Annotated in this window: 11 protein-coding genes; 9 read left to right on the top strand and 2 right to left on the bottom strand. The window is 61.4% G+C overall.

Annotation, left to right across the window (positions count from 1 at the left end; translation table 11 throughout):
• Window positions 1-7: 7 nt before the first annotated feature.
• The 4 genes from GEI7407_RS02550 to GEI7407_RS02535 all read left to right on the top strand — a co-directional run bounded on the left by GEI7407_RS02550 (window position 8) and on the right by GEI7407_RS02535 (window position 4,681).
• On the top strand, window positions 8-787 hold the full coding sequence (locus GEI7407_RS02550; RefSeq protein ID WP_015170559.1) for an ADP-ribosylglycohydrolase family protein: 780 nt from the start codon (window positions 8-10) through the stop codon (window positions 785-787).
• Window positions 784-2,661, top strand: coding sequence for a hypothetical protein (locus GEI7407_RS02545; protein ID WP_015170558.1), 1,878 nt, complete (start codon window positions 784-786; stop codon window positions 2,659-2,661). The genes GEI7407_RS02550 and GEI7407_RS02545 overlap by 4 nt, the downstream gene beginning before the upstream one ends.
• A gap of 55 nt (window positions 2,662-2,716) precedes the next feature.
• Window positions 2,717-3,763 (top strand): hypothetical protein, encoded by a 1,047-nt coding sequence (locus GEI7407_RS02540; protein WP_015170557.1) that lies wholly within the window; start codon window positions 2,717-2,719, stop codon window positions 3,761-3,763.
• A 132-nt stretch (window positions 3,764-3,895) separates the two neighbouring features.
• Window positions 3,896-4,681 carry a hypothetical protein gene (locus tag GEI7407_RS02535; protein WP_015170556.1) on the top strand — a complete coding sequence of 262 codons (786 nt, stop codon included), beginning with the start codon at window positions 3,896-3,898 and terminating at the stop codon, window positions 4,679-4,681.
• Between the two features lie 202 nt (window positions 4,682-4,883).
• On the opposite strand, the gene GEI7407_RS20900 is transcribed toward GEI7407_RS02535, so the two are convergent.
• A complete protein-coding gene (locus GEI7407_RS20900) occupies window positions 4,884-5,183 on the bottom strand; it encodes a hypothetical protein (protein WP_150109709.1) in 300 nt (99 codons plus the stop codon).
• Between the two features lie 312 nt (window positions 5,184-5,495).
• Between GEI7407_RS20900 and GEI7407_RS02530 the strand changes: the two genes are divergently transcribed.
• The 5 genes from GEI7407_RS02530 to GEI7407_RS02510 all read left to right on the top strand — a co-directional run bounded on the left by GEI7407_RS02530 (window position 5,496) and on the right by GEI7407_RS02510 (window position 13,060).
• Window positions 5,496-6,362, top strand: coding sequence for a peptidoglycan recognition family protein (locus GEI7407_RS02530; RefSeq protein ID WP_015170554.1), 867 nt, complete (start codon window positions 5,496-5,498; stop codon window positions 6,360-6,362).
• 112 nt (window positions 6,363-6,474) lie between these two features.
• The gene (locus GEI7407_RS02525) at window positions 6,475-6,672 is read left to right on the top strand and encodes a hypothetical protein (RefSeq protein ID WP_015170553.1); all 198 of its coding nucleotides are present in this window, start codon (window positions 6,475-6,477) and stop codon (window positions 6,670-6,672) included.
• 286 nt (window positions 6,673-6,958) lie between these two features.
• Window positions 6,959-7,180, top strand: a complete 222-nt coding sequence (locus GEI7407_RS02520; RefSeq protein WP_015170552.1) for a hypothetical protein — start codon at window positions 6,959-6,961, stop codon at window positions 7,178-7,180.
• A 415-nt stretch (window positions 7,181-7,595) separates the two neighbouring features.
• Window positions 7,596-9,770, top strand: coding sequence for a caspase family protein (locus GEI7407_RS02515; protein WP_015170551.1), 2,175 nt, complete (start codon window positions 7,596-7,598; stop codon window positions 9,768-9,770).
• 35 nt (window positions 9,771-9,805) lie between these two features.
• The gene (locus tag GEI7407_RS02510) at window positions 9,806-13,060 is read left to right on the top strand and encodes a CHAT domain-containing tetratricopeptide repeat protein (RefSeq protein WP_015170550.1); all 3,255 of its coding nucleotides are present in this window, start codon (window positions 9,806-9,808) and stop codon (window positions 13,058-13,060) included.
• Window positions 13,061-13,126: 66 nt separating this feature from the next.
• On the opposite strand, the gene GEI7407_RS02505 is transcribed toward GEI7407_RS02510, so the two are convergent.
• Entirely contained in the window at window positions 13,127-14,902 is a 1,776-nt protein-coding gene (locus tag GEI7407_RS02505; protein WP_150109708.1) for an NACHT domain-containing NTPase, read from the bottom strand.
• Window positions 14,903-14,988: the final 86 nt, after the last annotated feature.

Raw genomic sequence — 14,988 nt, 5'->3', positions numbered from 1 at the left:
GACTGCCATGTTAGGCGCGATCGCCGGTGACGTGATTGGCTCGGTGTACGAGCGGCAAAACTGCAAGCGCAAAGACTTTCCGCTGTTTCGGCAGGGCAGCCGGTTCACCGATGACACGGTGCTCACCGTGGCCACGGCCGAAGCCTTGCTCCAGGGCGCTGACTACGCCGACACCTACAAGCGCTACTTTCGGCGCTATCCCCTGGCGGGCTTCGGCAAAAGCTTTACGCTGTGGGCTGGCCTCAACCGCTCCGAGCCTTACCAGAGCTGGGGCAACGGCTCCGCTATGCGCGTCAGCCCCGTCGCCTTGGCGGGGGAGGACCTGGAGACCGTGCTGGCTCTGGCAGAGCAAAGCGCCGCCGTCACCCACAACCACCCTGAGGGGATCAAGGGGGCGCAGGCCACGGCCGCCGCGATCTTTTTGGCGCGGCGGAGTGAATCCAAAACCGCGATTCAGGACTACCTCGAGACCACCTTTGGCTATGACCTGAGCCAGTCCCTCGACGACCTGCGTCCCCACTACCGCTTTGATGTGTCCTGCCAGGGCTCGGTGCCCCAGGCGATTCGGGCGTTTCTAGAATCGACGGACTTCGAGGACGCGATCCGCAACGCCATTTCTCTGGGCGGCGACAGCGACACGATCGCCTGCATCGCCGGAGGCATTGCCGAGGCGTTCTATGGCGGGGTGCCAGAGGCGATCGCCCAGGAAGTGCTGGCGCGGCTGGATGCGCCCCTGCGCAGCGTGACCGAGGCTTTTGGAGCGCGCTACGGAGGCCAAGCCCGATGAAGGTCTATGTCCAGGGCCGCCGCCACACCCTCAAGGCAACGGATGCGATCGCCAAAGGTGGGGAAGCCGACATCTTTGCCCTGGGGCCAAACCGGGTCCTGAAGCGATTCAAAGACCCCCAGCATCCAGACTACGCCCGCCAGCCCCACGCCCAGCAGGCCGCCCGCGATCGCCTGCACCTGCACCAGCAAAAGCTGCCCGCCTTCCCCAAAAATCTGCCGGCCCGCGTGGTGGCTCCCGAGGCGATCGCCACTGACGGCCAGGGCACCATCGTCGGCTACACCATGCCTCGCCTGGACCCGGCGACGGTGCTGCTCAAATACGGCGATCGCAGCTTTCGGCAGGCGGTGCCCACGGCGGAGGTCATCGAGGTCTTTCGGGATCTCCACGGGACCGTGACCCAGCTCCACCAAGCAGGGGTCGTGATCGGCGATTTCAATGACCTGAACGTGCTGGTCCAGGGCAGCGCCGCCTACCTGATCGACGCGGATTCTTTCCAGTACGGCAGCTTTCCCTGTCAGGTGTTTACGGCCCGGTTTCTGGACCCGCAGCTGGGCGATCCCCAGGCCGGTCGATTTCAGCTAGCCAAGCCCTACACGCCCTTCTCGGACTGGTACGCCTTTGCGGTGATGCTGATGCAGAGTCTGCTGTTTGTGGATCCCTACGGCGGCGTCTACAAACCCAGGGCTTCGAGCCCCAAAATTCCGCCTAGCGCGCGGCCTCTGCACCGGATCACCGTCTTTCACCCCGAGGTCCGCTATCCCAAGCCCGCCCTGCCCTACGGTGTGCTATCCGACGACCTGCTGCACTACTTCCAGGCGGTGTTTGCAGGCGATCGCCGGGAGGTCTTTCCGCGATCGCTCCTCGACGGGCTGCGCTGGACCACCTGCACCCGGTGCGGCACCGAGCACGCTCGCTCCTGCTGTCCTCGCTGCACCCCGGCCCAGACCGCCCCGGCACTGCCCACCCCAGCGGCTCAGACCGCCCGCAGCGTCAGCGTGAGCGACGTATTTGAAAGTGGAGGCGTGATCCTGTGCGCCGCCGTGCAGCAGGGGCGGCTGCGCTGGCTGGTCCACGAGCAGGGAGAGTTTCGGCGAGAGGACGGCAGCGTGGCGTTTCGGGGGGCGCTCGATCCCCAGACTCGCTTTGGGGTCCAGGGGGACGCCACGCTGGTGGCGCGGGCGGGCCAGTGGCTGAAGCTGCGGCCCGGACACTCCCCCGATCGTCTGACGGTGGAGGCCGCCGACGGCAATGCCCAGCATCGCTACTGGGCTCACCAGGGCCAGCTGTGGCGAGACGGAGACCTCGGGCCGGTGTACCTCGGCGACGTGCTGGCGGGCCAGACCCAGTTCTGGGTGGGCGATCGCTTTGGGATGGGCTTTTATCGGGCGGGACACCTGAGCGTGGCCTTTGTCTTCGATGCCCAGCGCCCTGGGATCAACGATCGCGTGGCGCTCCCGCCGATGGGCGGCCAGCTGATCGACGCCACCTGCACCTTCAGTGAGCAGCGGGCCTGGCTCTTTCTGACGAGTCAGGACCAGGGTCAGCGAGTCCATCGCTGCTGCGTGATCCGGGCAGATGGCACCGTCGAGGCCACCGCCACGGCCATCGCAGGGGACGATCACTGGCTGGCGCGGCTCGGCCTCGAGCGATCGCTCCCAAATGCCTGCCCCGCCTGCGCTGTCGGCGCGTTCCTGCTGGCCGCCACTGACGACGGGATTGTGCGCATCGACCTCCAGGCAGGCCAGCTCGTGCACACCCACACCTTCACCGAGACGGAGCCCTTCGTGAACGCCAGTTGTCACCTGCTGCCCGCACCCCAGGGCCTCTACAGCGTGTCCGCTCACCGGATTCGTCGCCTCACCCTGGGCTAGGCCCCGGCGCGACGCTCTCCCCTATTCACCCTTTGCCATTTTTGAGGATCTCCCCATGACCCAAAGCGTTTCTCATTCCTTACCCCTGCCGCCCCACTTCGAGGCGGGCCGGGTCGGCCAGGTGTGGCGCGTACCCTACCAAGCGCGGGCCGAGCAGGCCAGGGCCTGGGCCAAGCAGCACGCGATCGCCCCCGCCGCCAAGGACAAAACCCGCCTGTGCCTGATGGCCATCGATGTGCAAAATACCTTCTGCATTCCGGACTTCGAGCTGTTTGTGGGCGGGCGATCGGGCCAGGGAGCCGTCCAGGACAATGTGCGCCTGTGCGAGTTTATCTACCGCAATTTGGGCCTGATCACCGAAATCGCACCCACCATGGACACCCACACGGTGATGCAGATTTTTCACAGCCAGTTTTGGGTGAACGACGCGGGGGACAATCCGCCGCCCATGACGACCATCTCGCTGGCACAGGTGCAGCAGGGCCACTGGAAGGTCAACCCGGCGATCGCCCACAGCCTCGCCAAAGGCAACTACCTGCTGCTACAAAGCTACGCCCTGCACTACGTCCAGACCCTCAGCCAGGACGGCAAGTATCCCCTGACCATTTGGCCCTACCACTCCATGCTGGGGGGCATTGGCCACGCCCTGGTCTCGGCGGTGGAGGAGGCCTGCTTTTTCCACAACATCGCGCGCCACAGCCAAACCAACTTCGAGATCAAGGGCGGCAACCCGCTGACCGAAAACTACTCGGTGCTGCGGCCCGAGGTGCTCGACGGCCCAGACGGTCGACCGATCGCCCAGAAAAACACCCGCTTTATCCAAAAGCTGCTGGAGTTTGACGCGGTGATCATCGCCGGTCAGGCCAAGAGCCACTGCGTCGCCTGGACCATTGCGGACTTGCTGAGCGAAATCCAGGCCCAGGACCCGGCCCTAGCAAAGAAGGTGTATCTGCTGGAGGACTGCACCTCGGCGGTGGTGGTGCCGGGGGTAGTGGACTTCACCGATCAGGCCGATGCAGCGTTCCAGCGCTTCGCGGATGCGGGGATGCACCTGGTGCGATCGACCGAGGCGATCGCCCACTGGCCCGATCTTTCGCTGTGACGCAGGCTTGTGGTTCGCCGATTCCCGCGATCGCCCTCTCAAGCTTTTTCGACCTTTCCTGAGCTTTCTCAAGTTCTCTCAATCTTTTCTGAGATTGTCTAAGCCTTTTTGCGCCTTTTTAGGAGTTCCATCATGAGCCAAGGCACCAACCTGAACGAGCTATTCCAGAGCGCCCAAGCCGAGGGCCTGTTGTCCAGTGCCTCCTTTCAGGCGCTGAATGTGGCGGACATCGGCACCCAGATCCAGGCGGGCCTGGGGATCGCCATTGACGACGTGACCGCCAGCGAAGTCGTCCTGGTCACCCTGATGCCCGATGACTCCGGCTCCATCCGCTTTTCGGGCAACACCGCCACGGTGAGCGCTGGCCACAACACCGTCCTCGACGCTCTCAGCCACTCCCAGCAGCAGCAAAACCTGCTCGTCCACACCCGCTACTTGAATGGGCAGGTGCTGTTTCCCTACTGCCCCGTCGCCCAGGCCACTCGTATGGACAGCAGCAACTACAACCCCAACCTGGGAACGCCCCTCTATGACCAAACCGTGGTGCTGCTCGGCACGGTGCTGGCCAAAGCGCAGGAGTTTGCCGATAACGGGGTGCCGGTGCGGACCGTCACGCTGATTATTTCCGATGGGGGCGACGAGCACTCCCATCGGGCCAGCGCCGACACGGTGCGATCGCTGGTGACGGACATGCTGCGGGCCGAGACTCACATTGTGGCGGCCATGGGCATCGACGACGGCAGCACGGATTTTCGGCAGGTGTTCCGAGACATGGGCATCCGGGATGAGTGGATCTTGACGCCGGGTAACAGCCGCAAAGAAATCCACCAGGCGTTTCAGCTTTTCTCGCAGTCAGCGGTGCGGGCCAGCCAGAGCGGCAATTCCTTTAATTCCCTGGGCGGCTTTGGCTCGCCCTAGCCTCGCCAAGTCAAAGAGGCGATCGCCCGACAGAATCTGTCGGGCGATCGCTTACAAATTTTGTTCTAAGCCAAACTTTTTAGAAGATTGATCGCCCAGTAAATTTCTTAAGGAATTCCATTAGTCACTTTTGGGCTTGATGCATCGCAGACAAAGCCTTCTCTCAACCTGAAACAAAAACTGCATCGATTACTCTTAATCTTTATCTTCTCCAGTAATCACCTTCATCCCTATCCTCATTATCGTCATCATCATCTTCTCTGTATGGGATTACTGGAGTGACCGAGACTGAGACTGAGGCGTCATCTTGAAAACCTAAAGCCTTTGGATAAACCCTCTCAACAGTTGCTGAACAAAGAGGTAGTTCGTCGTCAATTTCAAGTGTTTTGACGCCAAAGCGTTGTGATGTGACTGTGACTACTGTTTTCCCAGAAGAAACTCTTAGAGTTACCCTGTCTGGAGGAAGAGCAATATCTGTAAAAGCCCAAAATGACTCAATCATTGGGAGCTACCCTCTACAGTGCTTTATCCAGCGTTATGGATATAGTGCTTATGTTATTTTATAGTACAAATGATCGCAAATTTTCTTTAGTCGGCTTTAGACTGAACTCACAAGTTAAAGCGTGGGAAGTTCTGAAGCAGCTCTACTACTTCAAAATTTCATTAGGTCATCGGAAGCAAGAATTAATTGATGGCTCCCTTCAGGTGCATATTGCTTCGACATCCCCTGATTACTTCGCTGTATAGATGAAGCAATTAGGGGAACTTAGTAAAAACAAGAACCCAGACCTCTCCCTCACGACGGCAGCACTCGATGGAATTTCACGCTTGGCTGAAACGGTTTTCTTTGATTTTGCTGGGCCTTGTGGCGCTGGTGGCGGCCCTCTTTTTGGGCAGCTTGCGCGACGGCGGCCTGTCCTCCCAGGCCTCCGTGCCTGACCCCCACGAGCTGATGCACAGCGTCCCGGCCAGCGACACCCCGATCCAGTGGGAAGAAGTCGAGACGAGCCCGCAGTTTGCCCAGAGCGCGCCGCCCGTGGAGGCGATCGCCCCGAGCACCTATCAGCCGCCCATCGTCGCGGCCCCGGCCCACCCCACCAACTACGGCGATCGCTTTACCCACGACGCCCAGGGCAATCCCCTCACCCATGCAATGATCGTCGTGCTCCACGAAACGGTGTACTCCGCCGAGAGCGCCATTCGCTTCTTCCAGACGCCCCACTACAAGGACGAAGAGCAGGCCAGCTACCACACCCTGATTCGCCAAGACGGCACCGTCATTTACCTGGTCCCGCCCGAAAAGCGAGCCTTTGGGGCCGGAAATTCGGTCTTTATGGGGCCAAACGGGCCAGAAACGCTGAAAACCAAGGCCGAGCTGCCCCCTTCGGTGAATAACTTCGCCTACCACGTCGCCCTGGAGACGCCCCGAGACGGCTGGAACAACAACCGTCGCCACAGCGGCTACAGCGCCCAGCAGTACCAGTCCCTTGCGTGGCTGCTAGCCCAGACCAACGTCCCCGAAAACCGCATTACTACCCATCAGGCCGTGGACCAATCCGGCAGTCGCCTCGACCCCAGGAGCTTTGATCAGGTGCAGTTCTTGGCGATGCTGCGGGGCTACGAGCGGCCTGCCCAGGCCAACCTGGCACCAGCAGGCGATCGCGTCACCCAGGCTTCGTGACAGCCATCACGGACCACCCTCCCGAATGTCACACCGTGTCGGGCCTTACAGTCACCGAGGTTTTTCGTAGAAATACGGATACTAAGGATGTAGAGGATTCTAGGTGCTGGCAATGGACGTTGAACTTTCTTCCCAAACAACGCTAGAGCAGTTGGTTGCGAATATTTTGGAAGCTCGACGCATCACCCGCCGAGACCAGCAGCGGCTGATGGCGCTGTTTGGCCAAAACAACCTGAACAGCCAAGAACAAGGCCTGATCAACCACCTGTACGAAACCCTGCGTCGCGGCCTGCTGCGCGTGGTTGATTAATCTACGGTGAGTGAGCGCGGCAGTAGCCCGCACCTTGGCGATCGCAGGCCCCTTTTTCCCGAGTCGCCTGCCAGGAGCGTCAGCCGCGATCGCACGGAGATCTGGCGATCGATCGACACTGCCACCCATGTTTTTACGATTCTCTACAAGTTTGTTGAGACAGATAAATAAATCAAGGGGAGCGATCGCCCGCTGCGCTGGAGGTCCTCGGAGCCGTGAGCTATGATTCCTAGCAAGCTGGGACAACTCAAACCCTTGCAGTGATTGACAAAAGAGGTACCGACGAGTGGCACACCCTTGTGAGCTAGAACGCGTTTCCGAAGACCTTCGGACCCTTCTGTCCGAGGAAGCCTCCAAGCCCTCAGCCGACAAGCGGGACGCTGTGGCAGGCCTGATGAACTCCGAGCGCTTTGTCGCCTCCTACGAGGCCTGCGTTTGGTGGGATGGCTGCTATTACTGCCAAGACGCCAAAGGCGATTGGTACTGCATTCGGTGCGGATTCTTCTAAAACCGATGCTTTGCAGTTCTGATTTTTTGGGCGAGGTGCGCTGCGATAGCCTTGCAAACCAAAGTCTCCCACCATTGGGGGGCTTTGGTTTTTTGGGGCCTTGAGCGCTCACTCAGCCAAGCCAGCCGATCGTTTAATCATTTTTATTAATAGTTTTTATAAGCTTTAAGAATCAATCGGTCATCAGTTTTTTTGTAACGGTAGGTAACGAAAACTCGAGCGATCGCTTCTGGGAGCGGCTCTGGCTTTTGCGAGTTTCCACGGACCGGGCCAGCAGGGTGGTAGCGGGCGAAATCCGTGTGCCAGACTAGGGCGGAATCTACTGCTCAGCAGTCTTGAGGATCTTCCGAGGAGACCAACAGGCTGCTGACTTCCTGGCTCACGACTGTTTCGTTCTCTAGTCGCAAAGTTGCCTATGAAGCGGCGTCATTTTCTCCAGGTGGGAGGTGGTCTGCTGGCCTCGCTGGGCTGGAATGCCCTGGCGGTCCAGCACCAGAGCGATCGCTACGGTCGCGCGATCGCCCAGAGCACTCCCCGCAAGCTCGCCCTGCTCGTGGGCATCAACGAATATCCCGAGAGCAGCCTTTTTTCGCCACTCTACGGCTGCGTCACCGATGCCGATCTCCAGCGACAGCTGCTGATTCACCGGTTTGGCTTCAATCCCAAGGACATCGTCACCCTCACCGACGCCCAGGCAACCCGCGACGGCATCCTGACCGCCTTTGAGGAGCACCTGATCCAGCAGGCCAAGCCGGGAGACGTGGTGGTGTTTCACTTCTCGGGCCACGGCTCCCAGGTCTCCGACCCCGATCGCGACTTTCCCGACGGCCTCAACAGCACCCTCGTCCCCGTTGATAGCCGCCTGCCCGCCAACTTCCCCCGGGAGGGCGGCGCCGTTCAGGACCTCATGGGCCACACGCTCTATCTGCTGATGAGCGCCCTGCAAACCGAGAACGTCACCGCCATCCTTGATAGCTGCCACTCCGGCGGCGGCAAGCGCGGCAATGTGATCGTGCGATCGCGCGCTGGGGGCAGCGTCCTCGAGCCCAGCCCTGAGGAGCTGGCCTACCAAGACCAGTGGCGATCGCGCCTGGGCCTGAGCCCCGACGAGCTGATCGCCCAGCGCCGCAAAGGCATCGCCAAAGGCATGGTCATCACCTCCACCCGCCGAGACCAGCTGGCCGCAGACACCCCCTTCAGCGACTTCTACGCGGGGGCCTTCACCTACACCATGACCCAGTACCTGTGGCAGCAGGCCGGGGCCGAGCCCTTCGTCAGCGCGATTCCCAACATCGCCCGCGCCACGACGCGCGACTCCTTCAGCGGCCAAGAGCCCGAGTACGAAGCCAAGGCAGGCAGCAATAACGAGCAAAAACCCTTTTATTTCGTCCCAAATCAAAAGCCCCCCGCCGAAGCCGTGATCACCAAGGTGGAAGGATCCCAGGCGGAGCTGTGGCTCGGGGGCCTCGACCCGAATAGCCTGGAAGCCTTCGGAGAATCGGGGGTTCTGAGCGTGGTCGATGCCCAGGGCAACGAGCAGGGACTGGTGGAGCTCCAGGGCCGCGAAGGCCTGGTGGGTCGGGGGCGACTGCTCCAAGCCAAGGTCCAGCCCGGCGCCCTGCTGCGCGAGCGCAGCCGCGGCGTCCCGACCGACTTGGTGCTGCGGGTCGGCCTCGATCCGTCCCTGGGAGACGACGCCTCCGCCGCCCAACAAGCCCTGGAGCGCGTCTCGCGGGTGCAGGTACGGCCGCTCCAGCAAGGGGAGGTGGACTACCTGCTGGGCCGAGTCACTGAGGCCGCGCGGCAAAACTGGCAAGGCGCTGGAAAGCCAGCGATCGGGAGCGTGGGCCTGTTTTCCCAGGCGCTGGAGCCGGTGCCCGGTTCCTTTGGCGGTGCGGGGGAGGGGGTCGAAGCAGCGGTCCAGCGGCTCCAGGCCAAGCTGCGATCGCTCCTGGCGGCGCGCATCGTCCGCACCACCCTCAACACCAGCACCTCTCGGCTCCAGGTCAGCGTCAGCCTCAGCCCCGAGGGCAGCGACTCCCAGCTCCTGGCAGAGGTCTTTCCGACCCGCAGCGCGCCTCGCCGCCGCAGCGCCAGCCCCAGTACTGGCCTGCCCCGGCTGGCTGTGGGCACCCCGGTCCAGTTTCGCATCGAGAACCGCGAAAGCCGCGACCTCTATTTCAGCGTGCTGGTGATCGACCCGACGGGCGATATGGCGGTGATTTTTCCCAATCAGTGGACGGCCAGCGATGAGGTGATGCAGGTCAAGGCGGGCCAAAGCATCCTGATCCCGGACGCGGGCCGCGACAGCTTCCGGCTGGTCACCCAGGAGCCCAAAGGCGTCTCGGAGGCGCTGATCATCGCGAGCAGCTCGCCCCTGCGGCAGGCCCTGAGCGCGCTGCGGGACGTGGCGACCCGGGGCGGCCAGAGCCGCGGGCCAGTGGCGCCGGAGGATCCAGCGACCGTGATGGGCAGCCTCCTAGCTGACCTAGGGGGCGGATCGCGCAGCAGCGGCGGCCCGCGATCGCCGGGTGGCCAGCTCGACACGGCCCAGCTGGCGGCGATGGCGATCGCCTTTGAGGTGGTCTAGGGCCGCAGTTTCAACACCATCCTAGGGAGGCAGGTATGGTTTCACGTTGGTTGGCGGGGGCGGCGGCGATCGCCCTAGGACTGGGCAGCGTCAGCCACTGGAGCCCAGGGCAGGCGGCCCCCGCTCCCGTAACCCGAGAGATCACTAGCCAGACCTTCTTGGACCGGGGCTTTGTGAAGTTTCAGGCGGGCCAGTACGCGGAGGCGATCGCCGACTGGCAAACGGCCCTTGAGATGGCCCAGGCCGAGGGCGATCGCCCGGCCCAGTTTCAGGCCCTGGCCGAAATGGGGTTTGGGTACCTGATGCTCCAGGACTACGAGCGATCGGCCCAGTCCTCCGAGGACGCCTTGGCCATCGCCCGCGAGCTCCAGCAGCCCGAGGCGATCGCCAGCACGCTGAATAACCTGGGGCCGGCCTACTACGAGCTGGGGCGCTTTGAGGCGGCGATCGCGGGGTACCAAGAAGCCCTGGCGATCGCCCAAACGCTCGATTCGGACGCGATTCGGGGCCGCTCCCTGGGCAACCTCGCCAACGCCTACCAGGCCACCGGACGCCATCGCGAGGCGATCGCCGCCTACCGGCAGCGCCTCACCCTGGCCCAAGCCGCCCAGGATTCTTCGCGCCAGATCCTGACCTGGGTGGCGATCGCCCGCAGCCACAACGCCCTCGGAGAGGTGGAGGCCGCCGCCCAGGCCTACCGCCAGGGCCTCGCGATCGCGGAAAGTGTGCCCAGTCCCTCGGAGGTGAGCAACCTGCTAGAAGGACTCGGGGCGCTTTACTTTCAGCATCGGCGCTTTCGGGAGGCGATCGCCGTTTATGAGGAGCTCAGCCAGCACGGCCAAGCTCACCAAGACCTCGGCAGCCAGTGGTCCGGCCTGGTGAACCTGGGCAGCAACTACCTGGAGCTGAGCGACTACCCGACCGCCCTGGGCTACGCCGAGCAGGGCCTCGCGATCGCCCAGAGCGCCCAAAACCCCGAGTGGCAGGGCTTCAGCCTGTCGCTGCTGGGCAGCCTGTACAGCGCTCGCGGCGAGGTTGAGCAGTCCTTGAGCGCTCAGCAGCAGGCCGTGGCGCTGGCCCGCCAAACCCAAAACGCGCCGGAGCTGGTCAGCCGCCTCAACCGCCTCAGCATCAGCCATCAGATGCTCGGCCAGCTCGGTCAGGCCAAGCCCCCCCTGGAAGAAGCCCTCACCCTCGCTCGCCAGAGCCAAAACCGCCAGCAAGAAGGCCAAACCCTGGGAAATCTGGGCCTGCTGTACCTCAGCTCGGGTCTCTACGCCGACGCTCTGGAGGCCGAAAATCAGTTTTTGACGATCGGGCGGGAGACGGGCGACCGGGTTGCCGAGAGCAACGCCCTCAACAACCTAGCCCTGATTTACCTGGAGCTGGGCAAGGACACCCTGGCCGTCGAGCTGTTGGACCAGCGCCTGGGGATCGTGCGGGAGATCGGCGATCGCGTGGGCGAGAGCCAGACCCTGGGCAACCTCGGTAACGCCTACCAAAACCTGGAGGACAGCGCCAAAGCCATCGACTATCAGCAGCAGCGCCTCGCCATTGTCGAGGCCATCGGCGATCGCCGGGGCCAGGTCGAAACCCTGGCCAACCTGGGAATTGTTTACTTTGAGCAGGGGGATCTGGACCGGGCCGAAGCCACCTGGCAAGCGGCCCTGCCCCTGGCTCGGGCCACCGGCTACCGCGAAGCCGAGGGGGTGCTCATCGACAACCTAGGCAACCTGTACCGCCAGCGCAGCGACCATTCGCGGGCGATCGCCGCTCACCAGAGCGCCCTGGAGATCAGCCGCGCCACCCAGAACCGCGGCAACGAAGCCGCCGCCCTGCGCAACCTGGGCTGGACCTATCTGCAAAACCAGCAGATCTCGGAGGCGATCGCCGCGCTCCAGACCAGCGTCGACGTCCTAGAATCCCTGCGCCCCGGCCTCCAGGACAGCGACAAGGTGGCCCTGCTCGATCGCCAAAGCCTCACCTACGACCTGCTCCAGCGAGCCCTCTTGGCCGATCGCCAGCCCGCCGAGGCTCTGGTCGTCGCCGAACGGGGGCGGGCGCGGGCCTTTGCTGAGCTGATCGCCGCTCGCCTCACCGACACCACCGAAGCCGACGTCCAGCTCGCTCCCCTGTCCCAGGCCGAGATCCAGGCCGTCGCCCAAAAGCGCCAGGCCACCCTGGTTTCCTACTCCATCGTGCAGGACGTCCTCGCCCCCACTCCTCGCAATGGCGCGCCGGCCATTAGCCTGCTGATCGGGGTCGTGCAGCCCGATGGCACCGTCACCCTGCGGCAGCAAAACCTGGACATTTTGCGGAAGCGAAACCTGCAAATTCAGGATTTGGTTTTGCAAAATCGGCAGCTGCTGGGGGCGCGGGGGCGGGGCATCGGCGTGGAGGCGAGCAACCAACCGACGCGCGGCCAAGACCTCGCAGATCTGAAAACGTTGCACCAGCTCCTGATCGACCCGATCGCCGATTTGCTGCCCACGGATCCGGGCGATCGCGTGATTTTGATTCCCCAGGGCTCTCTGTTTCTGGTGCCCTTCGCCGCTCTAGAGAACGCCCAGGGAGAGTCGCTGATCGAGCGCCACACCCTGATCACTGCGCCGTCGATCCAGGTGCTGACCCTCACCGAGCAGCAGCGCCAAAAGCTCACCCAGCAGCCCCAGGCCAGTCAGCTGGTGGTGGGCAACCCCGCCATGCCAACCCTGCCCAGCCTGGACGGCCCCGCCGAGGCGCTCTCGCCGCTGCCCGGTGCCGAAGAGGAGGCGCGGGCGATCGCCGATCTCCTGGACACGACGGCCTGGACGGGCAAGCGCGCCACCGAAAGCGCCATCGTGCCCCAGATGGCCGAGGCGCGACTGATTCATCTGGCGACCCACGGGCTGCTGGACGACTTCACGGGTCTGGGCATTCCGGGGGCGATCGCCCTGGCGCCTGATGGCCGGGCCGACGGCCTCCTGACCGCCAGCGAGATTCTCGATCTCAAGCTCAATGCTGACCTGGTGGTCCTGAGCGCCTGCGACACGGGCCAAGGACTGATCACGGGGGATGGGGTGATTGGCCTGTCGCGATCGCTGCTGTCTGCTGGCTCTGCCAGTGTGCTGGTGTCGCTGTGGGCGGTGCCCGACGAGCCCACCGCCGCTCTGATGACGGAGTTTTATCGCCAGTACCGCCAAAATCCCGACAAGGCCAAAGCTCTGCGGCAGGCGATGCTGGTGACGCAGCAGGAGTACCCTGACCCTCTGGACTGGGCGGCTTTCACGCTGATGGGGGAGGCCGAGTGAGCGATCGCCCATCGCCACAGCAGACGCCCAAAACGGAGGGTGCAGCGGAGACACTCGCTAGCCAACCTACAAATCCATCTGGGCGAAGTGGTCTTGCAGGAGCCGGTGCATGAACCGGTAGCGACCGCCAATGCGCTGCAACAGGAGCCGCTCGGTGCAGTAGTCGAGAAGCAAATCGTAGCGGAAGGGCGCATAGCGATTCCAAGCCAGGACAATGCGCAGAGCAGTATGTTGAAGCAATGCTTTCCCACCCCCCTCTAGAAAACTAATCAAAACTAACAAAGCCAGAGAAACAGCGACTATTTGAGACAGCAGCTGAGGACCAACTATGCTATTCAAGAGATTTTCGAGGAGAAGCTTCAAGGGCAAAGCCGTTGCAAGGGCAATTGTGCTGACAATTATCATATTTTTGATTGAGTTTTTAATACCTTTATTTGACTCGGTTCGAGTTTCGATATCAGCTTTGAGACCACTAATCAGCCCACTAATTAGCCCACTAATTAGCCCACTAATTAGCCCAAAAACCAGCCCAAGCATTAGCCCAATCGTTAGCTCAAAAATTAGCCCAAAAATTAGCCCGCCAGTTAGCCCAATAATGAGCCCAATAATGAGCCCAACTATTAGGCATTCCTGGATCGATTGTAAAATTTCTCGCCGCGCTTCACGCGACATCGAAATCGAGATTGATTCTACGAGATTAATTATATCCAGCCCACCAATTAGCCCAGCTATTAGCCCAGCTATTAGCCCACCAATTAGCCCAAAAATTAGCCCAAAAATTAGCCCACCAATTAGCCCACCAATTAGCCCACTAATTAGCCCAAAAATTAGCCCAAAAATTAGACGATATGTCCATTTTTGTTGTCGAGTCAGCAGAGCAGAAGGTTGTAGCTTTTCGATCAATAGCTCAGTGCTAGAGTCGCGGTCCAAAGTCATGGCAGCAAAGACCAGAGAGCGGCGCACGGCTTGGCGGGTTGGCAGTGACTTTTTGCCGTAAGTTTTGCTAAGAATGCCTTGTTTTCGCTGGACTGGATCAAGAATCAACTCTCGCTCGATCGTCGCTTCCCAGTAGGTATCGAGCAAGTACTCAACTTTTTTCTCAGAGGTGCTGCGCGCACTCCAGTCTTGAGCCACAAATTTTCCCTGAGTCGCGACCAAACCAAACATGGACAGGAACAAAGGTTTGGTCAGCAACTCCTGCAAAGCTGCGTCTTGGTGCACAGTTTTCCAGACATCTTGCAAGTCAAATTGGACAAAATATTCTTCGATTTGCTGCGAGTTGAGCGCTTGTACATAAATTGCTCCGTACAAGCTCAGCGGTTCTTGCACCACTTGCTCAAATTCTTCTCGCCGACAACAGATTAGCACTCCGCAAGGACGCTCTGTCATCCCTCCCGTCAACCAATTATTGATTGCCGAAGCACAAGCTTTCTGATGTTGCGGCGCAACTTCATCGAGGCCGTCTAGTAAGGGCACCAGTTGGTGCTTTTCGAGCCAGTGTTTCGCGAGATCTAGGGGTAACCCATACTTAGCTTTTAGCTCAACCAATAACCACTCAAAAATTGGCTGCTTTGGATCTTTCCAAGCCGACAAACTGAGGATTACCGGGATTGGTTCTGCCCTGTCAAACTGCGCTCGATCTAGCAATTCTTGGGCCAGCTCCAGCAGCATCGTGGTTTTGCCTGCTCCTGGCTCCCCCAAGATCAGCAACTGCCGAGCAATCTTTGGGCGATCGAACACCTCGATAATCCGCGTGTCAGGGTCCAAAGCTTCCCCTAACTGCTCTGGTTGTACGACCGTCGCAGACCAAGGACGCTGAACCCGATAGTCTTGCTGCTCCATGCCCAGCACCAGCCGCACTGCCTTATGCAAAGACTGCTTTAACTGCTCTTCTACCTCTCTGGTAACATCTCGCAGCAGATTTGCTT

Source organism: Geitlerinema sp. PCC 7407 (assembly GCF_000317045.1).
Taxonomy (GTDB): domain Bacteria; phylum Cyanobacteriota; class Cyanobacteriia; order PCC-7407; family PCC-7407; genus PCC-7407.
The sequence above is the reverse complement of the archived record's forward strand: the minus strand, read 5'-3'. Positions and strand labels throughout refer to the sequence as shown.

Excerpts from the sequence above, each read along its gene's own strand:
- GEI7407_RS02505 (WP_150109708.1), bottom strand. The coding sequence starts at position 14,902 with ATGGAGCAGCAAGACTATCGGGTTCAGCGTCCTTGGTCTGCGACGGTC.
- GEI7407_RS02530 (WP_015170554.1), top strand. The coding sequence starts at position 5,496 with ATGGAATTTCACGCTTGGCTGAAACGGTTTTCTTTGATTTTGCTGGGC.
- GEI7407_RS02550 (WP_015170559.1), top strand. The coding sequence starts at position 8 with ATGTTAGGCGCGATCGCCGGTGACGTGATTGGCTCGGTGTACGAGCGG.
- GEI7407_RS02525 (WP_015170553.1), top strand. The coding sequence starts at position 6,475 with ATGGACGTTGAACTTTCTTCCCAAACAACGCTAGAGCAGTTGGTTGCG.
- GEI7407_RS02535 (WP_015170556.1), top strand. The coding sequence starts at position 3,896 with ATGAGCCAAGGCACCAACCTGAACGAGCTATTCCAGAGCGCCCAAGCC.
- GEI7407_RS02540 (WP_015170557.1), top strand. The coding sequence starts at position 2,717 with ATGACCCAAAGCGTTTCTCATTCCTTACCCCTGCCGCCCCACTTCGAG.
- GEI7407_RS02510 (WP_015170550.1), top strand. The coding sequence starts at position 9,806 with ATGGTTTCACGTTGGTTGGCGGGGGCGGCGGCGATCGCCCTAGGACTG.
- GEI7407_RS02515 (WP_015170551.1), top strand. The coding sequence starts at position 7,596 with ATGAAGCGGCGTCATTTTCTCCAGGTGGGAGGTGGTCTGCTGGCCTCG.
- GEI7407_RS20900 (WP_150109709.1), bottom strand. The coding sequence starts at position 5,183 with ATGATTGAGTCATTTTGGGCTTTTACAGATATTGCTCTTCCTCCAGAC.
- GEI7407_RS02545 (WP_015170558.1), top strand. The coding sequence starts at position 784 with ATGAAGGTCTATGTCCAGGGCCGCCGCCACACCCTCAAGGCAACGGAT.